21 protein-coding genes are annotated in these 24,477 nt (G+C 42.3%); 12 read left to right on the top strand and 9 right to left on the bottom strand.

What is annotated here, in order from left to right; translation table 11 throughout:
• Window positions 1-480: 480 nt before the first annotated feature.
• Both ACFS6H_RS09690 and ACFS6H_RS09695 read left to right on the top strand, forming a co-directional pair.
• The gene (locus tag ACFS6H_RS09690; RefSeq protein WP_386097751.1) at window positions 481-3,849 is read left to right on the top strand and encodes a vitamin B12-dependent ribonucleotide reductase; all 3,369 of its coding nucleotides are present in this window, start codon (window positions 481-483) and stop codon (window positions 3,847-3,849) included.
• 211 nt (window positions 3,850-4,060) lie between these two features.
• The gene (locus ACFS6H_RS09695) at window positions 4,061-4,615 is read left to right on the top strand and encodes a hypothetical protein (protein WP_386097753.1); all 555 of its coding nucleotides are present in this window, start codon (window positions 4,061-4,063) and stop codon (window positions 4,613-4,615) included.
• Between the two features lie 129 nt (window positions 4,616-4,744).
• Here ACFS6H_RS09695 and ACFS6H_RS09700 read toward each other — a convergent pair whose 3' ends face one another.
• Complete coding sequence (locus tag ACFS6H_RS09700) at window positions 4,745-5,308, bottom strand: LOG family protein (RefSeq protein ID WP_386097755.1); 564 nt, start codon at window positions 5,306-5,308, stop codon at window positions 4,745-4,747.
• Window positions 5,309-5,401: 93 nt separating this feature from the next.
• Here ACFS6H_RS09700 and ACFS6H_RS09705 point away from each other — a divergent pair, with 93 nt between their 5' ends.
• From ACFS6H_RS09705 to dnaJ, 6 genes are all read left to right on the top strand, one after another.
• Window positions 5,402-6,946 (top strand): sodium:solute symporter, encoded by a 1,545-nt coding sequence (locus ACFS6H_RS09705; protein WP_386097757.1) that lies wholly within the window; start codon window positions 5,402-5,404, stop codon window positions 6,944-6,946.
• 169 nt (window positions 6,947-7,115) lie between these two features.
• Complete coding sequence (locus ACFS6H_RS09710; protein ID WP_386097759.1) at window positions 7,116-7,754, top strand: O-methyltransferase; 639 nt, start codon at window positions 7,116-7,118, stop codon at window positions 7,752-7,754.
• Window positions 7,755-7,764: 10 nt separating this feature from the next.
• Window positions 7,765-8,772 (top strand): glucosaminidase domain-containing protein, encoded by a 1,008-nt coding sequence (locus tag ACFS6H_RS09715; RefSeq protein ID WP_386097761.1) that lies wholly within the window; start codon window positions 7,765-7,767, stop codon window positions 8,770-8,772.
• A gap of 25 nt (window positions 8,773-8,797) precedes the next feature.
• Window positions 8,798-9,334, top strand: a complete 537-nt coding sequence (gene hpt, locus ACFS6H_RS09720; protein WP_386097763.1) for a hypoxanthine phosphoribosyltransferase — start codon at window positions 8,798-8,800, stop codon at window positions 9,332-9,334.
• Window positions 9,335-9,664: 330 nt separating this feature from the next.
• Window positions 9,665-10,234 carry a nucleotide exchange factor GrpE gene (locus tag ACFS6H_RS09725; RefSeq protein ID WP_386097765.1) on the top strand — a complete coding sequence of 190 codons (570 nt, stop codon included), beginning with the start codon at window positions 9,665-9,667 and terminating at the stop codon, window positions 10,232-10,234.
• 66 nt (window positions 10,235-10,300) lie between these two features.
• A complete protein-coding gene (gene dnaJ / locus ACFS6H_RS09730; protein WP_386097767.1) occupies window positions 10,301-11,464 on the top strand; it encodes a molecular chaperone DnaJ in 1,164 nt (387 codons plus the stop codon).
• A 64-nt stretch (window positions 11,465-11,528) separates the two neighbouring features.
• Here dnaJ and kduD read toward each other — a convergent pair whose 3' ends face one another.
• Window positions 11,529-12,284, bottom strand: a complete 756-nt coding sequence (kduD, locus tag ACFS6H_RS09735) for a 2-dehydro-3-deoxy-D-gluconate 5-dehydrogenase KduD (protein ID WP_386097769.1) — start codon at window positions 12,282-12,284, stop codon at window positions 11,529-11,531.
• A 573-nt stretch (window positions 12,285-12,857) separates the two neighbouring features.
• Here kduD and ACFS6H_RS09740 point away from each other — a divergent pair.
• Window positions 12,858-14,174, top strand: coding sequence for an OmpA family protein (locus tag ACFS6H_RS09740; protein ID WP_386097771.1), 1,317 nt, complete (start codon window positions 12,858-12,860; stop codon window positions 14,172-14,174).
• A 100-nt stretch (window positions 14,175-14,274) separates the two neighbouring features.
• Here ACFS6H_RS09740 and ACFS6H_RS09745 read toward each other — a convergent pair whose 3' ends face one another.
• A complete protein-coding gene (locus tag ACFS6H_RS09745) occupies window positions 14,275-16,056 on the bottom strand; it encodes a vWA domain-containing protein (RefSeq protein WP_386097773.1) in 1,782 nt (593 codons plus the stop codon).
• A 387-nt stretch (window positions 16,057-16,443) separates the two neighbouring features.
• On the opposite strand from ACFS6H_RS09745, the gene ACFS6H_RS09750 reads away from it, so the two are divergent.
• Window positions 16,444-17,619, top strand: a complete 1,176-nt coding sequence (locus ACFS6H_RS09750) for a class I SAM-dependent rRNA methyltransferase (protein WP_386097775.1) — start codon at window positions 16,444-16,446, stop codon at window positions 17,617-17,619.
• Between the two features lie 39 nt (window positions 17,620-17,658).
• Here ACFS6H_RS09750 and ACFS6H_RS09755 read toward each other — a convergent pair whose 3' ends face one another.
• The 5 genes from ACFS6H_RS09755 to ACFS6H_RS09775 all read right to left on the bottom strand — a co-directional run bounded on the left by ACFS6H_RS09755 (window position 17,659) and on the right by ACFS6H_RS09775 (window position 21,293).
• The gene (locus ACFS6H_RS09755; protein ID WP_386097777.1) at window positions 17,659-18,414 is read right to left on the bottom strand and encodes a HEAT repeat domain-containing protein; all 756 of its coding nucleotides are present in this window, start codon (window positions 18,412-18,414) and stop codon (window positions 17,659-17,661) included.
• 56 nt (window positions 18,415-18,470) lie between these two features.
• The gene (locus ACFS6H_RS09760) at window positions 18,471-18,812 is read right to left on the bottom strand and encodes a T9SS type A sorting domain-containing protein (RefSeq protein WP_386097779.1); all 342 of its coding nucleotides are present in this window, start codon (window positions 18,810-18,812) and stop codon (window positions 18,471-18,473) included.
• A gap of 184 nt (window positions 18,813-18,996) precedes the next feature.
• A complete protein-coding gene (locus tag ACFS6H_RS09765; RefSeq protein WP_386097782.1) occupies window positions 18,997-19,770 on the bottom strand; it encodes a methyltransferase domain-containing protein in 774 nt (257 codons plus the stop codon).
• Window positions 19,771-19,801: 31 nt separating this feature from the next.
• On the bottom strand, window positions 19,802-20,173 hold the full coding sequence (locus ACFS6H_RS09770) for a hypothetical protein (protein ID WP_386097784.1): 372 nt from the start codon (window positions 20,171-20,173) through the stop codon (window positions 19,802-19,804).
• A gap of 448 nt (window positions 20,174-20,621) precedes the next feature.
• Window positions 20,622-21,293, bottom strand: coding sequence for a DUF6624 domain-containing protein (locus tag ACFS6H_RS09775; RefSeq protein WP_386097786.1), 672 nt, complete (start codon window positions 21,291-21,293; stop codon window positions 20,622-20,624).
• A 287-nt stretch (window positions 21,294-21,580) separates the two neighbouring features.
• Here ACFS6H_RS09775 and ACFS6H_RS09780 point away from each other — a divergent pair, with 287 nt between their 5' ends.
• Together ACFS6H_RS09780 and ACFS6H_RS09785 are read left to right on the top strand one after the other, a co-directional pair.
• Window positions 21,581-22,273, top strand: coding sequence for a DUF4386 domain-containing protein (locus ACFS6H_RS09780; RefSeq protein WP_386097788.1), 693 nt, complete (start codon window positions 21,581-21,583; stop codon window positions 22,271-22,273).
• A gap of 28 nt (window positions 22,274-22,301) precedes the next feature.
• The gene (locus ACFS6H_RS09785; RefSeq protein WP_386097790.1) at window positions 22,302-22,919 is read left to right on the top strand and encodes a hypothetical protein; all 618 of its coding nucleotides are present in this window, start codon (window positions 22,302-22,304) and stop codon (window positions 22,917-22,919) included.
• Window positions 22,920-23,201: 282 nt separating this feature from the next.
• Here the strand turns inward: ACFS6H_RS09785 and ACFS6H_RS09790 are convergent, their stop codons facing one another.
• Window positions 23,202-24,365 carry a HEPN-associated N-terminal domain-containing protein gene (locus tag ACFS6H_RS09790; RefSeq protein WP_386097792.1) on the bottom strand — a complete coding sequence of 388 codons (1,164 nt, stop codon included), beginning with the start codon at window positions 24,363-24,365 and terminating at the stop codon, window positions 23,202-23,204.
• Between the last annotated feature and the right edge of the window lie 112 nt (window positions 24,366-24,477).

The following is a 24,477-nucleotide window of genomic DNA, read 5'->3' on the forward strand; positions in this document are numbered from 1 at the left end:
TACCTGAATCAAAGCTTAAAGCCGAAAGCTGAAAGCAAAAGGCTAAAGGCAAAAAGCTGAATGCTAAAAGCAAACCCGAAACAGATCAGCGCTCATCTGCGCTGTACTCATCTGCGAGAATCTGCGGGAGATCACAACAACCCCTCTACCCCCTTACCCCGGTAACTTGCACCCGGCTGCTGTATAGCGTTGAAGACGTACAAGTGTGCGACCCACAACAATCTTATTGGGGCACTGCGCAAGGGACGATCATAAGCATTACTACTGCCGGCAAAAACCTATAACTCCCGCTTTTTTGCCCGTTCCCCAAATTTTATACCCAAACCCGCCCTCTCAAAAGTTTTAAGCCTGCAAACCGCCATGGTAAAGGAATTGTTCCTTTATCCACAGCATGTGTGTATTTGAATGTTTGAAAACTGATTTTTACAGGATAATTTCGGATAAGCACACTTGCTTAAAACCTCCTTAAAAATTTTCAACATGGCCGGCCCAACTAATCAATCAGCAAAACGCGGCTTACAGTTTGAACGCCGTTTTACCCGTGATGACATTTCCGTATTTGACCAGTTTGAATACGATTACCGGACCTCGGTAATACGCAATCCCAGCGGTGAAGTAGTTTTTGAAATGACAAATGTGGAGGTGCCGAAACAGTGGAGCCAGATCGCTACCGATATACTGGCGCAGAAGTATTTCCGTAAAGCCGGTGTACCACAGGCCGATGGCAGCCTGGGCCGGGAAACATCTGCCAAACAGGTAGCCCACCGTTTAGCCAATTGCTGGCGTGTATGGGGACAGAAGTACGGTTATTTTTCCAGTGAACGCGACGGTGATATTTTTTACGAAGAATTAGTATACTCTATACTGGACCAGATGTGTGTACCCAACTCACCGCAATGGTTCAATACCGGACTGCACGAAAGTTATGGCATTACCGGTAAGCCACAGGGACATTATTATGTAGACCCGGTGGATGGTGAACTGAAAAAATCAACCAATGCCTATGAGCGTCCGCAGCCACATGCCTGTTTTATACTGAGTGTAAGCGACGACCTGGTGAATGACGGCGGCATCATGGACCTTTGGGTAAGAGAAGCCCGGATATTTAAATACGGATCGGGTGTGGGCACCAACTATTCTAACCTAAGAGGTGAAGGCGAAAAGCTAAGTGGCGGTGGTACCTCTTCCGGTTTAATGAGCTTTTTAAAGATCGGTGACCGGGCAGCCGGCGCTATTAAAAGCGGTGGTACTACAAGAAGGGCGGCCAAGATGGTTTGCCTGGATATGGATCACCCGGAGATCAGCGAGTTTATTAACTGGAAAGTAGAAGAAGAAAAGAAGGTAGCCGCTTTAATTGCGGCTGGTTATCCTTCCGGTTATGAAGATGAGGCGTATAAAACAGTAAGTGGTCAGAACTCCAACAACTCCATACGTATTCCCAACGAATTTTTTAAAGTATTACAGGAAGATGGTGACTGGGAATTAAAAGCCCGCATGGATGGCCGCGTGATGAAAAAAATACCGGCCCGTGAACTGTGGAACCAGATATCTTATGCTGCCTGGCGTTGTGCAGATCCGGGTACACAATACAATACCACCATCAACGAATGGCATACCTGCCCGGAAGGTGGGGAGATCAGGGCATCTAACCCCTGCAGTGAGTACATGTTCCTCGATAATACCGCCTGTAACCTGGCATCGGCCAACCTGATGAAATTTTATGATGCGGAGAAAAACCTGTTTGATGTAGCAGGTTATGAATACAATTGCCGCTTATGGACCGTGGTATTGGAGATATCGGTATTAATGGCGCAGTTCCCTTCCAAAGAAGTAGCACAGTTAAGTTATGAATACCGCACATTAGGCTTGGGTTATGCTAACCTGGGTACTATGTTAATGGTAAGTGGTATTCCTTATGATAGTGAAGCGGCACGTGGTATTGCCGGCGCTATTACTGCTATCATGACCGGTACGGCCTATAAAACATCGGCCGAGATGGCGGAAGTATTGGGTGCTTTCCCCCGTTATGAAGAAAATAAAAAGCACATGATGCGGGTGATGCGTAACCATCGCCTGGCTGCTTATGATGCGGATGAGTATGAAAACCTGAGTTTAAAACCACAAGGTATACATGCTGCTCATTGTCCTGACTATTTATTAAAAGCAGCCTGCAAAGCCTGGGACGATGCGGTTGAACTGGGTGAGAAATTCGGGTACCGTAATGCGCAGGCCACGGTGATTGCACCAACCGGCACTATAGGCTTGGTAATGGATTGTGATACTACCGGTGTAGAGCCTGATTTTGCCCTGGTTAAGTTTAAAAAATTATCGGGTGGTGGTTATTTCAAAATCATCAACCAATCGGTACCGGTAGCTTTACGTAACCTGGGTTATGATGAAAAACAAACCGATGCTATTATTAAATACGCGGTGGGTGCGGCTTCCTTTGCGGGTGCGCCGTTCATTAATCACCAGTCGCTGAGTGAAAAGGGTTTTATTGCCGATGAGATTAAAAAACTGGATGCGGCGGTAATATCCGCTTTTGAAATAGGTTTTGTATTTAATAAATATACATTAGGCGAAGAATGCCTGCAACGCCTGGGCTTTACACCAGAGCAGTACAATGATTTTGAATGGAGTTTACTGGAAGCGTTAGGCTTTACTGACGAGCAAATTGAAGCCGCCAATGATTATGTATGCGGTACCATGATGCTGGAAGGCGCTCCTTTCTTAAAAGCGGAACACCTGGCCGTATTTGATTGTGCCAACAAGTGTGGTAAAAAAGGCGAACGGTATATTCATGCGCACGGGCATATCCGCATGATGGGTGCAACACAACCTTTTATCAGTGGAGCAATCTCTAAAACCATCAACCTGCCGCATGAGGCAACGGTTGAAAATATTGCCGATGCTTATTACTTAAGCTGGCAGCTGGGCTTAAAAGCAAATGCTTTGTATCGCGACGGCTCTAAATTATCACAGCCTTTAAGTAATAAATCCGATAAGAAAAAGAAAACAGATACGGTTAAAGAAGAAACAATAGAAGAACCGGTAAACAATGCTTCTAATATTGTTGATCTAGGAAAACTAACGGTAGAGGAATTGCTGGAGGAGGTACAGAAACGTGTACAGGCTTCACCTGATACCAAGTTAAAACGTAAACTGGCGAGTATTGTAGAACGCCGGACCTTACCAGCCAAACGCAGGGGCTTTACCCAAAAAGCAAAAATAAATGGCCAGGCGGTTTTTGTACGCACGGGTGAATATGGTGATGGTACTTTAGGCGAGATATTCATTGATATGGCGAAAGAGGGAGCGACCATGCGCAGTATGATGAACTGTTTTGCTATTTCCGTATCCATCGGCCTGCAATACGGTGTACCACTGGAAGAGTTTGTAGATAAATTTGCCTTTACCAAATTTGATCCTTCCGGCTTTGTAGAGCATCCGAATATTAAATCTACTACCTCCATTGTCGACTTTATATTCCGTGTATTGGGGTACGAATACTTAGGTCGTACCGACCTGGTACATATACTGGATAAACCGGAAGTAATGAACACCGGCTCGGATGATTGGGATGATGTGCCTTCGGGACTGGAATATGCACAGGAGCCGCAGCTATCCAGTGTACGCATTACACCAGCCAGTGTTACACCGGTAGTCCCCCAGATCAATAAACCGATTAAAACAATGGTAAGTGGTAATGATGGATTAAGTGCCATGAATGCTGCCAATAAAAGTATGCAGAGTGATGCGCCGGCCTGTAATGTTTGCGGCCATATTATGATGCGGAGCGGCACCTGTTATAAATGCGCCAACTGCGGCAACCAGGGCGGTTGCAGTTAATATAAGTAAATGGAAAAACCCGTCTTAAAATCGCTTACCGTTTTGGTAGGCGATTTTTTTGTCCTGTTTGTTAGTGTCTATATATGTCGCCGTACTTATAAAAATATTAGTGCTTATTGGCTCTTTTATCAGATTAGTGCATAAGAAAACAGGAATTGGGTTTTTAGTGAAAGTTTATTTATTTTATGTAACATAACCATAAAACTAAAATATGCCAGAGCAAAAAATGCGAAAAATTCAAGATGAAACCATTAATTGGACGGAAGAGATAACCAAGGCTGAAGACTTATATAAATTTCAACCTGAATTAACAGCAAAGCTGGATAACCAAAAGGAAGACTTTACAGATGTTACATTACTGGAAATAGTATTGTGGAAGACAAACCGATACCCAGAAATTAAAGATGATATAGTTGAACAGATAAACATGTTACGAAATAATTATTCGGAGGAGAGGGCAAAGGAAGTACTGCGGAAATTGTTGTTATTAAAAGGGTTTGATTTACCAATGGCGTCTACGGTTTTGAGATTCGCAGTACCACTGCATTTACAAATCATTGATAAAAGAGTGTATAGGTTTATAAACGAAGATGTGAATGAGTTTAAAGTACCCTATAATAATGAGGGCAAAGTTCAATTATACTTTTCTTACATTGCTAAATTAAAAGAAGTTTGTACTCAAAAGAATATTCCTTTTGAGAAAGCCGACCGGATTCTGTATCAATTAGATAAAAACCTTAATTCAGAGATTCCGATTAAATATTAAACCTGAAATTTTTAAATTTGATGACCAAATTTGTATTACAAATTTTCAAAAGCCTTTCTTCCGGTTCGTGTCTCACGAACCGTGGCCTATCATTTTGACTAATTACCAAATTTCCAAATTAGCTCATTGTCAAATTTGCCCTCCGCTTCCCATCGGGTTAAAATATTCTATCAGCTCTTTGGGTTCATTTAATACGGTGATACGGTCAAAAGCTTCCTGGTATAAAAAGCCCTCTTCTTTCATTTTATAAATATGGGCAATCAGGTGATCGTAAAAGCCATCGCTGTTCAATAAAAAAATCTGTTTATCATGAATGGATAACTGGTTCCAGGTAACCATTTCAAACAGCTCGTCCAATGTGCCAAAGCCACCGGGTAAGATAATGGCTGCATCGGCCAGGTCATACATTTTACGTTTACGTATATGCATATCCTCTACCACCAGTAACTCGGTAATATTTTTATGTTGTCTTTCCTGGTTTACCAGTATTTGCGGTATTATGCCAACCACTTTTCCGCCGTTTTGCATCACACTATCAGCAATTATTCCCATGATGCCTACACTGCCTCCGCCATATACCAATGCAATATGATGCTGTGCCATCAATGCTCCCAGCTCCTTGGTATGGGTGGCAAAAAGTTCATTATTCCCGTTTTTAGAGCCGCAAAAAACTGCAAGTGATTGAATAAGCATGATAAGTTTATATTTGCTGCAAAGGGATAACAAATTTGGTTATCTTCAAAAATTACTAAACAATAATTAAAGGTTTTTACAAAAAAATAATCCATGTCAGCAGGTCTTTTATTTTCGTTTGTAATAGGTTATTTTGTCTTACTCTTAATTGTGGCCTGGTACACATCCCGTAACTCCAATAACGATTCCTTCTTTATTGGTAATCGTAACAGTAACTGGATGCTGGTATCATTTGGTATGATCGGTACTTCCTTAAGCGGGGTAACTTTTGTAAGTGTGCCCGGCGATGTAGGCACCAACAACTTCGCTTACTTTCAATTAGTACTCGGTTATTTCGTGGGTTATTTTGTGGTAGCTTTTGTACTGCTTCCACTATACTACAAACTCAACCTGAAATCCATTTATACTTTCCTGGAAAAACGGTTCGGTGTCGCAGCGCATAAATCCGGCGCCTTCTTCTTTATACTCTCCAGGACGGTAGGCGCTACGGCCCGTTTATACCTCGTAATCAATATCCTGCAGATATTTATACTGGACTCTATGGGGGTACCTTTCTGGGTAACTTCTATCGTTATTATTTTAATGATACTGTTGTACACTTTTGAAGGCGGTGTAAAAACCATTATTTATACCGATACCTTACAAACCTCCGGTATGCTGATCGGTTTGGTGGCCTGTATACTGGCAGTAGTAGCAGCCTTAAATACCGACTTAGGCGGGGTATATGAAAGTATTACGGCAAATGGTTATAACCAGATATTTAATTTTGACGGCAACAGCTCGCAAAACTTCTTTAAACAATTTATCGGTGGTATGTTCATTACCATCACCATGACGGGCTTAGACCAGGAGATGATGCAGAAAAACATCAGCGTGAAAACCCTGGGTAACTCACAAAAAAACATGGTAACCCTGAGTTTTGTACTGGTGGTGGTGAACTTCCTGTTCCTGTTCCTGGGTGGGGTGTTATACGTGTATGCACAGGCCAATGGTATCAGCGCCACCGGCGATGACCTGTTCCCCACTGTGGCTTTAGGCGGGGCTTTCTCGGCTACCATTGGGGTGGTATTCATTATTGCCATTATCAGTGCGCTGTTCCCCAGTGTAGATGGGGCCATTACTTCTTTAACCTCATCGTATTGTATCGATATCCTTGACCTGAATAAAAAATATACCGATGAAAAGGCGAAAAAGAAAAGACGTTTACGGGTGCATTTAACCTTTGCGGTTATCTTCTTCCTGATGGCCTTACTGTTTAAATACATTGATGATAAAAACATCATCCAGTTCATCATCAAATTTGCGGGCATTACTTACGGACCCTTATTAGGTTTATTCGCCTTTGGTATCTTAACCAAACGCAGCATCAATCCTAAAATGGTTTGGCCTGCAGTAATAACCGGCCCGGTGTTGACCGTTATCCTGGACATGATCTGTAACCCGGCCTACTATGAAGGTAAACTAAAAGTGAAGTTGCCTTTCGATGCTTTATCGGCCAGCATCTTCAACGGTTATAAAATAGGCCCGGAGCTTATCCTGATCAACGGTGTGCTCACCTTCCTGTGTTTACTGGTAATATCTAAAAAAGGGGGTGAAGAGAACTCGCTGAAAAACATTATAGCGAAAGAAATAGCCTGATCCGTTTTATAAAAAAATGTTAACAGCGTCAATGAAGTCGTTCATTGACGCTGTTTCTTTATCAACAGGATTGTATATGAACCTGTTAGCATAAAGGCCAGTCCCGATTCCTTTACCCCAAAATGGCCGCTCTTGGTTTATTTGCCCTAACTTTGCAAAAAAATATCCTTTGCAACTGATCAACGACGAATTAGAACAATTTGCCCAAAGTTTAACCACGGCCGAAGACGCTCTGCAGCAGGAAGTGCACCGGTACACTTACGCGGAACACGCCGAACCCCATATGTTAAGCGGGCATTTGCAGGGGAAACTCCTGGAGGCTATCAGCTGGATGATACGACCCGAAAAAATTTTAGAAATAGGCACTTTTACCGGGTATAGTGCGTTATGTTTAGCAAAAGGCTTACAGGATAATGGTGAATTACATACCATTGAATTAAGACAGGCAGATGCCGGTAAAGCCCGTAGTTTCTTTGACCGTTCACCGTTAAAAGATAAAATTATTTCGCATACCGGTAATGCAAAAGATATTATTCCGGCATTACCCCATACCTGGGACCTGGTATTTATCGATGCCGACAAGCCGGGCTATATTGATTACTTTAACCTGGTATTACCCAGGGTGCGGCAAAACGGGTTTATACTGGCCGACAATATTTTCTTTCATGGCGAAGCACTGGAAGCCGAGCCCAAAAGAAAAAGCGCAAAAGCCATTAAAGCGTTTAATGAATATATAACCGCAAATGAGGCTGTGGAAAAAGTAGCCATCACCTTGCGCGACGGACTATACTTATTACGAAAACTATAACGAGGTATTCATGAAATTAAAATTATTTGTTTGCAGCATCGTAGCACTCAGCCTGCAATTGGTAACCAAAGCACAAAATGCGGCGGTTATTCAACAGTACATTGAAACGTACAAGGATATCGCCATTGCCGAAATGCAGCGTACCGGTGTGCCGGCTTCCATTAAACTGGCGCAGGGCATACACGAAACGGCGGCGGGCACCAGTATACTGGTTACCAAATCCAATAACCATTTTGGTATTAAGTGTAAATCCCACTGGACAGGCCAATCGGTAAAACATACGGATGATGCGCCCAATGAATGTTTCCGCAAATACGATGAACCGGGACAATCTTACAAAGATCATTCAGACTTCTTACGCAGTGGCCAGCGTTATGCTTTCCTGTTTAACCTGGAGCCTACCGATTATAAAGGCTGGGCCAACGGATTAAAAAAAGCAGGATATGCTACCAACCCAAAATACCCGCAGATCATTATTAAATTAATTGAGGACTATCACCTGGACGATTATACCCTGATCGCGATGGGTAAAATGGAGCCTAAGACCAGCGATATTGCCGTAGTAAGCAAACCGGTTGAACAACAACCTGCTGTGGTACAGGCTGCCGTAGTTGAAAAGCCTGCGGTAGTTAAACCTTCCTATCCCGATGGTGTATTTAAAATAAACGATACCAAGGTTGTTTTTGTAAAAGCAGGTACCTCCTTTTTAGCGCTGGCACAACAGCATAATATTCCTTTAAAAAGACTGTTTGAATTTAACGACGATATGCCGGAAGTAGAGGAAGCGGATGCTGACCAGTTAATTTTCTTACAGCGTAAACGTAAAACCGGTGCTGAGGAGTTTCATATTGTGCAACCCGGTGAAACGGTGTATGATGTAGCCCAGGTACAGGCCATTCGTTTGGAAAGTTTATTGAGCTATAACGGTATTACGGCTAACAAAATACTGGTACCGGGCGAAAAACTATACTTAAAAACATTTGCACCTGCCGGTAATAAGCTGGCGTCATTAAAATAACTTTGCCCGCAACTAAAACTGTTTTATGGCCAACGTTCAGGTTCACGACAAGTCATTCGAAATTTATTTATCCGAGCAAACCATACAGGAGCGTATTGCAGCGCTGGCAGCACAGATCAACCAGGACTATGCCGGCAAGCGCCCGTTTTTCGTAACCATATTGAATGGTTCCTTCATGTTTGCGGCCGACCTGTTTAAACACCTGACCATTGATGCCGAAATATGTTTTATTAAACTGGCCTCCTACAAAGGCACCAAATCAACCGGTAATGTGATCACCACCATTGGTTTGGAGGACGACCTTTTTGGTAAGGATGTGGTGATTGTAGAGGATATTGTGGACACCGGCAAAACATTACACAACTTTTTACCCAAACTGGAGCATCAGCAGCCCCGTTCGCTTAAAATAGCTACCCTGCTGCATAAACCCGAAGCCACCCAGTTCCCGCTTACACTGGATTACATCGGTTTTTCCATTCCCAATAAATTTGTGGTAGGGTATGGCCTTGATTATGATGGTCTTGGGCGTAACCTGAAAGAGATTTACCAGGTAATTGGATAACATACCCAAAATATTGTAAAACGGCTGTCAGATGATGGCCGTTTTTATTTATGTTACCGGCTGCAGTTCCCTGGTCATCAACTGTTGCGTCGCACACTGCATCGTTCGGTTCGCTACTCAACTCAGCCTTGGTTCGTGTCCCACGAACCAGCGTCAATATTGCCAAGCCATGATTCGTGTCCCACGAACCAACCCATATCAATTATACCCGGAAGAAATGGGTTTGACTGTCTAAAAGGCCCGACTAAGCCGCAAATGCGGTCAAATTGTCCCATTTATGGCATTGGCAGTATTATTGACAATTGTACCTTTGCAAACAATTTTGAAATTATGGCAGAAAAAGACATGCAGGAACAACAGGAACCAATGGACAATAATGTGGATATGGGCATTAATGCCGATGAAAACATTGCCGGTACTTCTCATTTGAACGACCCCGTAGAGAACGTATCAGAGGCCGATAAAATAAAAGCAGAATTGGAGGAAGCCAGGGACAAACACCTGCGCCTGGCGGCCGAGTTTGATAATTTCAGACGCCGTACGGCCAAAGAAAGACTGGAACTGATACAAACAGCCGGTAAAGATATTATTACTGACCTGCTGGATGTGATTGACGATATTGAACGTGCCGAAAAACAACTGGATACCACAACCGATGTGGAACAATTGAAACAGGGTGTAGTACTGGTATTTAACAAGTTTAAAAATGTACTGGCCTCAAAAGGTTTAAAAGCCATGGATGTGGTGGGTAAGGACTTTGATGCAGACCTGCATGAAGCCATTACCGAAATACCGGCGGCAACGGAAGATGCTAAAGGCAAAGTGGCCGACCAGATAACCAAAGGGTATTACCTGAACGATAAAATTATCAGGCACGCAAAAGTGGTGGTTGCCAAATAAACGCATTCGCGGGCAGTATATCTTATTGCCCGCTTTTTATAAATAAAGGCCTTTCATTAAACAGATATGTCAAAAAGAGATTATTACGAAGTATTGGGTGTAAGCAAATCTGCCAGCGCAGATGAAATTAAAAAAGCGTACCGTAAGGTGGCTATGCAGTTTCACCCCGATCGTAATCCAGGTGATAAAGCAGCCGAGGAAAAATTTAAAGAAGCGGCCGAGGCCTACGAGGTATTAAGTGATGCCGATAAAAAAGCACAGTATGACCGTTTTGGTCATGCTGGTGTGGGCAGTGCGGGCCGTGGAGGATTTGGCGGCGGTGGCGGTATGAACATGGAGGATATTTTCAGCCAGTTCGGTGATGTATTCGGCGATGACCTGTTTGGTAACTTTTTTGGTGGCGGCCAGCGCAGGGGAGGCGGACAACGTGCCCGTGGTACCCGTGGCAGCAACCTGCGGGTAAAGCTGAAACTGACCTACGAAGAAATTGCCAAAGGTGTAACCAAGAACATAAAAGTTAAAAAATATATAGGCTGTACTACCTGTGGCGGCAGTGGCGCCAAAGATAAAAACAGTGTACAAACCTGTAGCGCCTGTGGCGGCAGTGGCCAGGTGCGTAAAGTACAAAACACTTTCCTGGGCCAGATGCAAACGGTAACTACCTGTCCAACCTGTAACGGCGAGGGCAGTACCATTACCGCGAAATGTGGCTCCTGTAAAGGTGAGGGTAGGGTATATGGCGAGGAAACCATCAGTATTGATGTTCCGGCCGGTGTACAGGACGGTATGCAGCTGAGTGTAAGTGGCCGGGGTAATGCCGGTGAACGTGGCGGCAGTGCAGGCGACCTGATCATTTTAATTGAAGAAGAAGCACATAAGGAGCTGCAGCGTGACGGCCTGAATGTAGCTTATGACCTGCATATATCCTTTACCGATGCGGTATTTGGTGTACAGATTGAAGTACCTACCATTGATGGCAGGGCCAAGATTAAAATACCTGCCGGTACACAAAGCGGTAAAATATTACGCTTAAAAGGTAAAGGGTTCCCGGCTGTACAATCCTACGAAAAAGGTGACCAGCTGATACATGTAAATGTATGGACACCACAGGAGCTGAACACAGAGGAGAAAGACATGCTGGAAAAACTAAGCCAGTCGCCCAACCTCAAACCTCAGCCCGATAAAAATGAAAAAGGCTTTTTTGATAAAATAAGAGATATGTTCTCTTAAGTGTATGAACAAAAGATCCCGGTAGTTTACTACCGGGATCTTTTTTATTGAAGTTTTATTTTGTTTAGCGTGCCATCCAGCCGCCATCTACAAACAGTACCGTACCGTTTACATAATTAGCAGCATCTGAAGCCAGGAAGGTAACCGGCCCTTTAAAATCTTCGGGTATGCCCCAGCGGCCAATAGGAATACGTTCTAAAATAGATTTGCTACGCTCAGGATCTTCGCGTAATGCCTGGGTATTATTAGTGGCAATATAACCTGGTGCAATACCATTTACATTTACACCCTTGCTGCCCCACTCATTGGCAAAAGCCCGTACCAGGCCGGCCACGGCCGATTTGGTAGCGGTATAACCAGGTACGTTAATACCACCCTGGAAACTTAATAAGGAGCAGGTGAAAATAATTTTACCCCCACCTTTCTCTATCATATGTTTACCAAACTCACGGCCTAAAATAAACTGGGCATTCAGGTTAATGTCTACCACTTTATCCCAATAATCATCCGGGTGTTCGGCAGCAGGCTTACGCATAATGATGCCGGCATTATTTACCAGGATATCGATACGCTCATTTTCTGCCTGCACCCTATTGATAAAAGCATACAGCTCGGGACGATTACCGATATCTACTTTATGATACGTAAACTTTCTGCCGGTACCTTCCACCGCGGCTTTTACCGCACTGTAATCATCCACAATAGAAGCGCCCACTATATCGGCACCTGCTTCGGCCAGGCCTATGGCCATGCCCATACCTAAACCCGTATCGCATCCGGTAACCAGGGCTGTTTTGCCTGATAAATTAAATAAACTCATTGATGTTTGTTTATGATAAAGAATAATTATGCTTAAAAAATACTGCAGTTAGTTTAAACGCTAAAGATAAAGGTTTGTATGTATTAAACCCACCTTTGCTGTTGATTGTATGCACGGGGAATATTTAAAAATTTGACAAAAATGTAAAATATATGGTAGTAAAATGTTTGCTTAATACATTGATATTTATTTGGTTACAGTTTTAGCAAACGAATGCACTGTAAAATATTTCCGGATTCATTTGCAAATGAGGGCAAGGTGGTTTACCTTTGCAGCCCGTTTAATAAGCCTTTAAACAGGAATGCTTTTAAGTATTATTTACAGCTGTATGCAACCAATACTTTTAAGCATCACTCTAAATCTCTTATTATTTGGCAGATTTATTGCTTATGCGAAACTGATAAGTAAAATAACTGCTCGGCCCTCCCTTAACCTCAATTGGCAGAAGCCAATAACGATTTATTTGTTTGTGAATTTTTGTTACAGTTATTTACTGTACAGTATACCGGATATACTGTTATAACAGTATTGTTATAACCCTATATATCTATTTAATAACTTAAAAAGAAACAGATGAGAAACAGTTTTCTGTTAGTTGCTTTACTGGCGTTTTCCGTTGCCGTACAAGCACAAAAAAAATCAGCGCTTGGATTTAGTTTTAATGTAGTGGATTTTGAAACTCCGAACGCTATCAAAAACACTTCGTTCAGTGATGTATTAAAAGGTAAAGACTGGTACAAATTAAACAACAAGGACTATGGTTTTTCACTTTATTACTGGAAAGGTCTTACCAAGCAGTTAGACCTGTCGGTACGTTACAACGGCCTGTTCAATTCAGACTTTACATCTACCAACACCAAAGACAAAAGTGATTACTCCAATGAGCTGGAAGCTTCTTTACATGCCTATTTACTGAAACCCAGCAGCATTGTTAACCCCTTTATTACTGCCGGTGTAGGCGTAGGTAATTACTGGAGCGGCGACTTTAAAGGTTATGCACCCTTAGGCGTTGGTTTACAGTTTAACTTATTAGACGAAGCCTATGTGTTTTTACAGGCTAACTATCGTGCAAGTTTTGACAACGATAAAGTGCCTAACAACCTGTTTTACTCTTTAGGTGTTGCCCAGTCACTGCTGACTAAAAAAGAGCCTAAAGTAATTCCTCCTCCTCCTGCTCCGGTAGTAGTGGATACAGATAATGATGGCGTAGTGGACAGCCTGGATGCCTGCCCTACAGTTGCCGGTTTAGCTTCTTTACAGGGTTGTCCTGATAAAGACGGTGACGGTATTGCCGATAAAGATGACAAATGTCCTGATGTAAAAGGTTTAGCTAAATATGGTGGTTGTCCTATTCCTGATACAGATAAAGATGGTATCAATGACGAAGAAGATGCCTGCCCAACTGTACCGGGTATAGCTAAATATAAAGGTTGCCCTATACCTGATACCGATAAAGATGGTATCAATGACGAGGAAGATGCTTGTCCTACTATTCCAGGTGTAGCTGCCAACAGAGGTTGCCCTGAAATTAAGGAAGAGGTGAAAAAGAAAGTTGACTATGCTGCCACTAAAATTTTATTTGCAACCGGTAGCTACAAACTGCTGGCCTCTTCCAACAAAGGTTTGGATGAAGTGGTGAAAATCTTGAACGAGACCCCCGATCTGAAATTAAATATTGATGGCCATACCGATAATACCGGTAAAGCTGACAAAAACCAGATTTTAAGTGATAACCGCGCCAATGCCGTGAAAGAATACTTTATTAAAAAAGGTATTGCCGAAAGCAGGTTAACTGCAGCCGGTCATGGCCAGGATATGCCTGTTGCTGATAACAAAACAGCTGCCGGTCGTCAGAAGAACAGAAGGGTTGAACTGAAATTGAATTATTAATTCAGCACCTGTAGATAGATGATTTTAAAAAGCCCTCCGTAATATTACGGAGGGCTTTTATTTTACTGTTGTTTTATGAGTAAACCGTTTACATTGCCCGTTAATTATCCGCCTGTTTTTTCTTCTTCTTTTTCTTCTGTTTGGTATACAGGGCTTTGGTTTGGGTAAGCAGGGTTAAATAATCCTTTTGCAGGTAATTACCATTACCGGCCGCTTCAGTGGCAATTTTGATAATATCATCCCATTTAAGGTGTTTAAAGCTGGCTGATTGCCTTAACAGGCCGGCATACATGATAAGGGATGAGGCTGTGCGGTAAAAACTGTCCACCTTATCAAAAGACTGGTAATTATTGCCGATGCCGGTAGCTGTATGTTGTGTTAACGTATCGCCATTGGCGCGAAAACTCAGTTCTATTTTCCCGATATTTTTATTGCCTTTTTGATTGACCAGGCTGGTGTAGGCCTTGGTGGGGACGAACTCAATGGCAGCCACCAGGGAGTGTCCCGAACCTATTTCCCCGCCATCTACAATAGACAGGGTATCGCTGATAGCCCCCAGCTTGTTGTCAAAGCCTAATAACTTATATTCCTGCACATATTCGGGATCAAAAGCCAGGTTGAGATAAGCATTATCGGCAACCGAGTAAAGGGTTTGGGTAAACTCGGTCATCAATACTTTTTCCGCTTCCTGGTAGCTATCCAGGTAGGCAAAATTGCCATTACCCATACGGGCCAGTAACTGTATTTTGGAATCTTTATAATTACCCATGCCCACGCCCAGGCAGGTAAGATAAATGCCCGCCTGTTTGTTTTGGGTGATGAGCATTTCCAGGTCATCCTCAGTACGCATGCCAACATTAAAATCGCCGTCGGTAGCCAATACTACCCGGTTATTGCCACCGGGTATAAAATGCCGCTTGGCAATATTATAAGCCAGCTGTATACCCGACTGACCCGGGGTATAACCTCCGGGTGTTAACTCGTCAATAGCTTTATAAATTTTTTCTTTTTCGCTGCCACTGGTGGTTTGCAGCATTACACCGGTAACGCCGCCATATACAACAATGGTTACGGAATCCTGGGCACGCAGGTTACTGGTAAGTAGTTTAAAGGCCGATTGTAATAAGGGCAGGCGGTTGGCCATGTCCATAGAGGCCGATATATCGATAAGGAAGACCAGCTGTGCCTGGGGCAGATGGGCTACATCCAGTTTTTTTGCTTTGAGGTTCACAAAGCAGAGCTGGTTGTTTTTATTCCAGGGACAGTCGGTAAGCTGGGTAGCAACGGCCATGGTTGCCGTTTGCGTACTGTCGTTATTATTTAAGTTAAAGTAGTTCAATAACTCCTCGGTACGGACCGCATCCGGCGGTACGGTACTGCCTGTATTTACAAAGCGGCGTATATTGCTGTAGGAGGCTTTGTCTACATGCAGGGCAATGCCGGTATTGGGATAGGTTTGTGTATTGATAAAGCCGTTCTCCACCAGGCTGGCATAGGTTTCTTCGCCGGCAAACCATTTTTTCTGGTCGCGGCGGGCAAGGCCCGTGGTAAAGGATGCGAGTTTAGGCACATTGGTATTACTTATTTTACCGGAGGCTGCTTTTAGTTTAACACTGGCATACTTATCGGCATCCAGGTATAACAACACTTCTATAAAACCCGGCAGAGAGAACAGGAAGCTGTCCTTTTGCTGGGTTTGTATGATACCAAAAGTGCCGGCGCCCCCGGATTTATAGGTGTAGCCGGTTCGTTTGTTGAGAATAGTGACATTCTGGAGGGCTTTACCACTCTCATCTTTTACCTCGCCACGCAGGTAATGGGACTGGCTGTGGCCGGTGAACAGCAGCCCGAAGCAGCATAATATAATAAAGGCAAGTTTCAAAACCGTACAGCAAATTAAAAGGTAAACAAGGCGTTATGCATAATGCCCCTTGTTGTGAATAATGGGTGAGGGATAGCAGCGAAAAGCCCGGAGCCACGAGGAACGAGTGGCGAGGACTTGCAGCGGATAGCCCGACCCCGGTTTGGTAACGAAGGGCTGAGGTGAAAATTGTTCCGTTTGTTACGAAAAAGCCTCAGTGTTCTGTTACCGGGGGCACCCCAAAATAACGCAGCATGGTGTACATAACCAGTTATTCGTAGGTATGGAAGGCAGCACTAACATACTACTATATTTTTATAAATCATAATCGGCAGCCGTGACAGGCTGCTGAAAAGGCTGATAATTGCTTTTTCAATTGCCCGGTAAGCGTGTTATCTTTGCCGCCGCATGAATACTAAAGTTTATTTAAAGAGAAAGATAGCGCCGCGTATTGCCAATGGCCACCCCTGGATATTTAACAATGAAGTGGAGAAGATAGAGGGTGATGTACAGGCCGGTGATATAGTGGATGTATATTTTCACGATCAGAAATTTGTGGGTAAGGGTTATATTAACCCCCAATCGCAGATCGTAGTGCGGTTGCTGACCCGTGATAAGACCGATGAAATAAACGGGGATTATTTTTATAAAGTAATAAAGGAGTGCTGGGAGTACCGTAAACAGCTGGGCTATACGGAGAATTGCCGCCTGGTTTTTGGCGAAGCGGATAGCCTGCCTCAGCTGATCATTGATAAGTTTAATGATTATTTTGTGATACAGACCCTGGCCCTGGGGATGGATAAGTGGAAGCCGGCCATTATTGATGCGCTGAATAAAATTTTTACACCCAAAGGAATTTACGAACGCAATGATGTGCCGGTACGTGAACTGGAAGGACTGACACAGCAGAAAGGATTTTTATCGGCCCCCTTTGATACCAATATCGTGATCAATGAGAACGGGTTGCAGTTTCATGTGGATATTGAGAACGGGCAAAAGACCGGTTATTTTTTAGACCAGCAGGATAACCGCCGGGCCATACAACATATTGTAAAGGGCGCCGATGTACTGGGTGCGTTTACCTATACCGGTACATTTGAAATTCATGCGGCATATTATGGTGCCAGATCGGTACTGGGCCTGGATATATCGGAGAATGCTGTAAAACAGGCTAACCGTAATGCTGCGTTAAATAACCTGCAGCATATTGTAAAATTTGAAACGGCCAATGCATTTGATGTATTGAAACAGTGGGGTAAGGACGGCCGTAAATATGATGTGGTGATGCTGGACCCGCCGGCCTTTACCAAAAGCCGGGAGACCATTCAGAAAGCTATTACGGGATATAAGGAAATTAATTTAAGGGGGATGAAGCTGGTGAAACCCGGTGGTTTTTTAGTTACTTCCTCCTGTACCAACCTGGTGAATGCCGATATGTTTATGCAGACCATTGAGATGGCGGCCAAAGATGTGCGCCGTAAGATACGCCAGGTAACTTTTCAGACACAGGCAGCCGATCACCCGATCATCCGGGGTATGGATAATACCCATTACCTGAAATTTTTGATTGTACAGGTTTGTTAAAATATGGTAGAGAGGCAAGCATTGCATCTCTACCATATTCTATAAATGTTTATCAATATATGCAATGGCTTCTGCCTGCGTAAGCACAGCAAAATCTTTATAACGGTCGTGTACATCTATAATTTCGGTCACTGCATCTGTTACCAGTTGCTTATTGTCCCAGGTTTTTAAATGGGCTATTACCGTTGCCAGGCAATCTTTTTTATACGCTATTTGTCCTATAACATGCACCAGGGTATGACGTACCCGGGCGGTAGTATCGAACTGCAGTTCCTGTAACAGTGGTAAAATATCAGCCGGGTGTTTACGGCCACGTAATTCAATACCATGACATATTTCGCGGCGTATTTCCTTATCGGGATGATGCAGGTACTTTTTTGCCCAGCTTAATACGGGTATGGGGTTTACTTCGCCCATTTTTTTAACGGAACCGATCACCGCATTACGGGGTGAATGATGGGCATCGAAGAGACCAGTATCAAAGAAGGGCTCTACAAGGGTAAAATCTTTTTTACCGATTTCGCCTGCCGCATTGATAACGGTTTGCCGCACTTTAAAATTACTATGCGGAAATAATTGTTGTAAGAGATTAAGCGTGCCGGTGATTAAGGGAGCATGTTGGATGTATATCCTGCCAATGGCCAGATAGGCTGACTTACGGATATAGGTATCATCATCGGCAAAATAAGCCAGTGTTTTTTTGTAACCGCCCTTTTGTATATCGGTGAGTATATGCCCGTGAATAGCAGTGACCAGTTGGCTGCGTTGTGTTTTGGACAGGTCGTAAAATGACATAAGCAAGCACTATTATTGGTAATAGTTTGTCAAATATACTAAAGAGAAGAAGGGAATTATTTAGCTACCTGGAATTTGCTGGTCTCCAGTACTTTGCCGGTAGCATCAACCAGGCGTATGATGTATACTCCGCGGGGATAGTCGGAAAGATTGAGTGAATTTTTTTCAGCAGGGTTTTGAATATCCTTTACTTTTTTACCCAGGAAATTATGGATCTGTATGGAAGAACCTTTTTTTACCCCGCCTTTGATATCGATGTTAAGGACCGTGGTAGCAGGGTTGGGATAGAATACCATCGTTTTACCGTCATCATTTGACGGTATATTACGTGTACCCTGAGCCTGCAGGCTCAAAGAAGTGATCACCAATAAAGAGAGTATAAGTAAAATTTTATTCAACGTAACAAAGTTAGTTTTATTTTTCAGAAATCCCACTGATTTTGGAATAGTTAAAAATAATAGACTATTTTAATGCTTAATTAATTGTTATTCAGTTTATTGCGTGTGTTTTATTTTTGCTTTTTAACTTAAATTTTAGCAAAAAACCAGGAGTGAAAATGTTTTTTGCATACAGCTGACGGTGTCAGGATTTCCGTTTGCGCCCATATAGTAACAAGCGCTTAAAAGCATAAATGGCAGGTAAGGCAGGGAAATGCCTCGCGATACGTGCTTTAAATTCCTTTAAGAAACTATCATGCTCCTGTGCGGATAATCTTTCCAGGTAAGGTATTAATGCCGAGCCGGAAATAAAATCAAATAACGTCTGGTGGTCATTGGCAATAATGGGATATACTTTTTGCATTACCTGTATATCCTGCAGGCCGTTCTCAAACATAAGGGTGACATATTGGTCCATACTTAAGACAGGTGATGACCTGTTGAACCCATCCAGCTGGGTAAGGTATGGTTCTTCCTGTGCCAGCTTTGTTAATAACTGGTTCAATACATTTTCTTTTTGTACCGGCATTTGTATTGCAAATTCGCCTTCCTCATTCAGTAAGCTAATAATAGCAGGGAACAGGGTTTCATGATCGTCGGACCATTGCAGGACCGAATTACTGAAAATGAGGTCCCATTTTTCGCCTGTAGCTACGAAGGCTTCTATGGTTTGTTGTTTAAAGTGTAGCCGGTCGCTTTTCCATTCGCCCGATTTGGCCAGCATTTCGGCTGAAGCATCAATACCTGTAAAGTCAGCCTCTTTAAACTTTTGCGACAGGATATAGGTTTGTTCACCGGTGCCACAGCCGATATCGATGGCTTTTTTAGCGGAATCGCCTGCAATTAAACCTGCAAGATCATAGAATGGTTTGTAGCGAATGGCTTTGAACTGGTTGTATATATCGGGATTCCAGGGCATGGTATAATATTTAAAATGTTATGGTTGTTGTTTATGTTGTCGTGATGATGAGGCCACGGATCTTTAATCCTTCCGCTGTTTCGGACAAGATATAAAAATTAGTTTCACTGCCCGCTTTTTTGCCTGAGGTGTTAAAGTTATTCCATAATACTTTACAGGCACGGATGGTTTTGGAAAGCTGTTCTTCGCTGATGATTTCGGGCACAGTGTTCACTACGCCCCGTTTCCGGTAAGGCTCCACACCAGCCAGCCAGAAATTCACTACTTCTGACATATCATTTACCTGTAATACGCCTTCATCGGAATATACGGTTAAGGGTACCTGGTAAAAACCGGCAATTTCGTGGGCGGAATAGCTTAGTAAAGCGGCAGCATAGTCGTTTAAAAAATCTGCTGTTTTCATGGCCGTGATTTTTAGCGTTATTACTTATTAGTACGGTTAAGTAATAAGCAAAATGGTTGCCATAAATGACATGTAGCTATTTACAGAAGTATTATTGATTGTTTACAGTGATGAGTAACGGTTTTAGGTATACAAAAAAAGTAGTGTTGCTGTTATAATTATTTCACTGATCCATATACCGGTAAGGTTTGTTTTGAAGACAGCTCTTATGAATGTAATCAATAATCCAAGTATGAAAAAGGCCGTTAGGGCAATACCGGCAAGCTGGTATATCCATGAAGCGGTATCGCCGGTATACAGGTTGCTGTTTATTATAAAAACAGTAAGAATAAATAGCAATAAAATAGTTAGGGGGGATACATAATAAAAAAATGACTTTGTCAGTTTGTTTTGTTTCATTGTCATCTGCTGTACGAATTAACTGCACCTATTGCCGACGATAAGCATTTTATTGTACCTGTTTTTTTAATAACTCCGTTGCATACGGGAGGTAGGAGGTATAATCTTCCGGGTTCCAGTCCTTGATGTATTCTTTCATTGGCTGGAGGCCCATTGATTTTCTTAAGCTATCTAAATTGTTGAGGTCCTTTAAAGGATAAACATAGGTCTTTTTCTTTTCTGCATCATAATAGCCCTGGCTGCCGTATGGTTGCGGTTTGCCCTCTCTTACGGCGATCCGGTCTTCCAGGATGGCCACATTACTGGATAGGATATTGCCATCTTTTTCGGCCTGTTTGATCAGCGGGTAATATTTTTTCTGTGCCTCCAGATCAGCATGCTGGATGACTAAAAATACAGCCTGGGTTCCCATAAAGCCGGCCTGCCCGGGAGTGATCCAGCCATGTTGGGCAATAAGCTGTTCCACAAAGACAAGGTTACTGCTGTCAGCCTGTTTGAGGAGGGCGGTAAGACTGTCTACTGATTTTTGAGGGGCTCCTTCTTTTTTCAATTTCCCCAGCGCTATCCTGTATTGCTGGTCCTCTTTATACAAAGAATCAAGTTGCGCTGCCAGGGCTTTATCAATGGCATTAGGGTCGTAGCTGTAGGCTGTTACCTGGGCGCACAAAGATTGGTTAAGGAGCAATACTAAAAGCGAAAGAAAAGCCATATTATATCTCATGGAGAAAACGGTTGTTTATTTACAGGCAAAATAAACAGTATTATGATCTTACAGGCATTATTAAAGTTAAAAAAGGTGAATAATGGCTAAGCGGTCTTATACCCGACTGTTCGAGTATGAAATAATTATCATGTTTTTTATAGTACTGCAGTTCTTTTTATATTATATCTCCTGTTTGTATTACTTATCGAAAGTTAATAAAAGGGGGCGTTTATTTCACCAGTTTTGCTTTGTCTGTACACTAAAGACATATAGCTGTAACAAAAGAACATAAATGAAAGCTGAAAATGATCATCAAACTAAACGCAGCCAGGGTATACGGTATATTTTTTATTTTGTCTTTTATAAGTTATGCCACAGGAATGGCGTTAATGGAAGTTGTTGCAGACGCCCCGGTATTCCCGGCTGCAATAAGAGAAACTAAATTTAGCCTGGTATCCGGAGCGGTTTTAATAATAGTGCTCCATACATTGTTCAATATTGTTTTGCTGGGTATAATGTTTGGAGTATTAAAGACTGTTAACCTGGCTCTTTCCCTTATATATTTTGTTTTGGGTTCAATAGCCACCTTTTTGCTGGCCCTGGGGGCTTTAACGCTGCTGATGCCTTTATCTGCCAGTGAAATGATAAGCCGGTCAAACCATATGGACGACTTGTCGCTGAATTTACTGTTTGACCTGGCTTTAAGCGGGAACTTCTACGCTTACCAGTTTGGGATGGCTATATGGGGAATGGCCGGGTTGGTACTTTGTTATTTGTTGTACCTGTCAAAGTTTGTCCCGGTTGTTTTTTGGATAGCTGGTTATATTGGGTACTCCATTTTTATCAGTGGCTGTATCCTGGAGTTGTTTGGCTATCCTTATGGTTTTATATGTTCCATCCCCGGCGGCTTATTTGAAATTGGTTTAAGCCTTTGGTTAATAATAAAAGGGTTTAATAATGTGACAAAGGGTATCAAGGGTGCAGATAAAACGACTTAATTTTAGCGGGCTATAATTAGTGCAGTATATGCTTGTTAAAAGAATACATTATTACTCGGGCCTGACCCTTACCATTTTTATTGGCTTACATTTATTCAATCATTGTTATAGTCTTTTGGGCGCTGCCAGGCATATTGAGGTTATGACAATATTGCGCCAATTTTACCGTAATGTTTTTGTGGAAACAATTATCGTAATGGCTGTTGTTACCCAGGTTGTTTCGGGATTGAAACTTTTTATGACAGGCAGGAAAACAGCGGGATCAGTCTTTGAAAAGTTGCAGTTATGGACGGGCCTCTACCTGGCTTTATTTTTGGTGATACACCTGGGAGCTGTTTTTGCAGGCCGTCTTTTATTAGATCTTGATACAAATTTTTATTTTGGCGTGGCAGGATTGAACAGTTTTCCGGCAAACCTGTTTTTTATTCCTTACTACGGCCTGGCAATTATTGCCTTCTTTGGACATATTGCGGCTTTGCATTACAAAAAAATGAAACGAAGTATTGCAGGGATGACTCCCGGGGTACAGGCAAAGTGTATTATGATCTTTGGTATTTGCCTGTCGGTTGGTATATTATATGGATTAACCAATTATTTTAATGGAGTAGATATTCCACCGGCGTATAAAGTATTAACTGGCGGATAATGCAGATCCGGAAAATGTTATTACACGGATGTTTGAATATGTGTAGGATGCTGTTAGTGTGACGTACAACGTTCAGGGCTTGCTGCTGTGCTGTTTTTTATAAAGTTCGGCCCGGAACTGCAGCCCTATAGAATTACTGATGGTAAAGTTAAGAACAAAAGTTGAATAGAATTCCATTTGACCGAACCGCTGCTGATAGCGAACAAAAGATGAGGATTTATTCGTCTGCCAGCATAGCAGCAAACCCCATGTTGTGCGTTCGTGCTTTTTTCATTAAATTCCTTAGACATTTTTTGTAACTAAACTTGAAGGCATAAGCATTAGCTCTTCCAATGATTGCTCGTTGTCAAAAAACAAAACACAGCATTTTGAATCCATAATTTTTGCCGAGGGGTATATTAGTCCGTCAATTTTTATATTACCGTTGAAAAGATATCTAAAATACTCTGTTACAATTTGTGTCGGGACATAGTCTATATGCTCTTTCCCATCTCGTTTAATAGTTTGTGAGATGTCAGCTACGAAGTCTCTTAGGAATCTTGTTGAGTAGTAATTTTTGAAATTTTCTACATCAAACATGCTTGGAGGAACTGGCATATCACTAAAATCTATTAAGTTTAAAACTCTATTTGCCTTAAACGTTGCAAGGGTGAAAACGTCTTTGCTTTTATTTGATGTATCTATGGTTTCTGCTATTGCAGTGTCACGATTAAATGCACAATAAAACATGGATATTCCAGCAGGGCTCATTCTGTTAGAATATAATGCATAGTCATCTGGAGGTGATGCAATTTGTGAAGCTGTGGAGATACTTTCAACTTTACTATGCTGTCTACATCGAAATAGTTCTATTTTTTGAGATAAAGTTTTCACCAACCCAAACTCTTTCACTTTTGAACCAATTTCATCTAAAATGTCATAGGCATTTTGATTATATGAAAAGCTTTTGAAAGTGTCACTTCGACCAAACAAATACCTGGACTTATGTTTAGTTACGTCTTTAAAATAGTCCCAATGGTAGACTAATATTTCACTATCGCTGTCATAATATTTATTAGGCTCACTCCATGCTCGGTCATCGATACAGTCAATAATGTCTTCATTTAATTGATAATTATCAATCTCTAAAGCGATTTTATCATTTATAAGTTCCCATTGAGTATATGTGTCACCTAAATATCCACCTTCACTTGAATCATATGACATAAACTCTGCTGCATCTTCATAAAAATTCATGACACCTTCCATTATAAAAAAAATTAGCTTCTCAAAGGGTATCACGTTTTTTGGACGCTGACAATAACTACAAATTCCTTTTTTGGAATTTCTTTTGATGAAGGCCGTTATGGCGTACTCATTGATATGTGAGGAGCATACAAAAGTATCTTTTAGTCCACTTAGACCTTTAGCCCACAAGTCTTGTTGTTCTTGGTCAACTCCGCTCATATAAGTTGCTTATTATTGGTGTAGTCTGCATGACGCACAACGAGCAGGTATTGCCGATGGTTGGGAATTATAATTCCGTCCGCCGGAACTGCTGCCTGGCTTTTGATAAAGT

This window comes from Terrimonas rubra (assembly GCF_042686025.1).
Classification (GTDB): Bacteria; Bacteroidota; Bacteroidia; order Chitinophagales; family Chitinophagaceae; genus Terrimonas; species Terrimonas rubra.

Coding starts and splice junctions, on each gene's coding strand:
- ACFS6H_RS09775 (WP_386097786.1), bottom strand. CDS start 21,293: ATGAGATATAATATGGCTTTTCTTTCGCTTTTAGTATTGCTCCTTAAC.
- ACFS6H_RS09740 (WP_386097771.1), top strand. CDS start 12,858: ATGAGAAACAGTTTTCTGTTAGTTGCTTTACTGGCGTTTTCCGTTGCC.
- ACFS6H_RS09765 (WP_386097782.1), bottom strand. CDS start 19,770: ATGCCCTGGAATCCCGATATATACAACCAGTTCAAAGCCATTCGCTAC.
- hpt (WP_386097763.1), top strand. CDS start 8,798: ATGGCCAACGTTCAGGTTCACGACAAGTCATTCGAAATTTATTTATCC.
- ACFS6H_RS09725 (WP_386097765.1), top strand. CDS start 9,665: ATGGCAGAAAAAGACATGCAGGAACAACAGGAACCAATGGACAATAAT.
- dnaJ (WP_386097767.1), top strand. CDS start 10,301: ATGTCAAAAAGAGATTATTACGAAGTATTGGGTGTAAGCAAATCTGCC.
- ACFS6H_RS09750 (WP_386097775.1), top strand. CDS start 16,444: ATGAATACTAAAGTTTATTTAAAGAGAAAGATAGCGCCGCGTATTGCC.
- ACFS6H_RS09770 (WP_386097784.1), bottom strand. CDS start 20,173: ATGAAAACAGCAGATTTTTTAAACGACTATGCTGCCGCTTTACTAAGC.
- ACFS6H_RS09690 (WP_386097751.1), top strand. CDS start 481: ATGGCCGGCCCAACTAATCAATCAGCAAAACGCGGCTTACAGTTTGAA.
- ACFS6H_RS09715 (WP_386097761.1), top strand. CDS start 7,765: ATGAAATTAAAATTATTTGTTTGCAGCATCGTAGCACTCAGCCTGCAA.
- ACFS6H_RS09695 (WP_386097753.1), top strand. CDS start 4,061: ATGCCAGAGCAAAAAATGCGAAAAATTCAAGATGAAACCATTAATTGG.
- ACFS6H_RS09780 (WP_386097788.1), top strand. CDS start 21,581: ATGATCATCAAACTAAACGCAGCCAGGGTATACGGTATATTTTTTATT.
- ACFS6H_RS09790 (WP_386097792.1), bottom strand. CDS start 24,365: ATGAGCGGAGTTGACCAAGAACAACAAGACTTGTGGGCTAAAGGTCTA.
- ACFS6H_RS09755 (WP_386097777.1), bottom strand. CDS start 18,414: ATGTCATTTTACGACCTGTCCAAAACACAACGCAGCCAACTGGTCACT.
- ACFS6H_RS09785 (WP_386097790.1), top strand. CDS start 22,302: ATGCTTGTTAAAAGAATACATTATTACTCGGGCCTGACCCTTACCATT.
- kduD (WP_386097769.1), bottom strand. CDS start 12,284: ATGAGTTTATTTAATTTATCAGGCAAAACAGCCCTGGTTACCGGATGC.
- ACFS6H_RS09705 (WP_386097757.1), top strand. CDS start 5,402: ATGTCAGCAGGTCTTTTATTTTCGTTTGTAATAGGTTATTTTGTCTTA.
- ACFS6H_RS09700 (WP_386097755.1), bottom strand. CDS start 5,308: ATGCTTATTCAATCACTTGCAGTTTTTTGCGGCTCTAAAAACGGGAAT.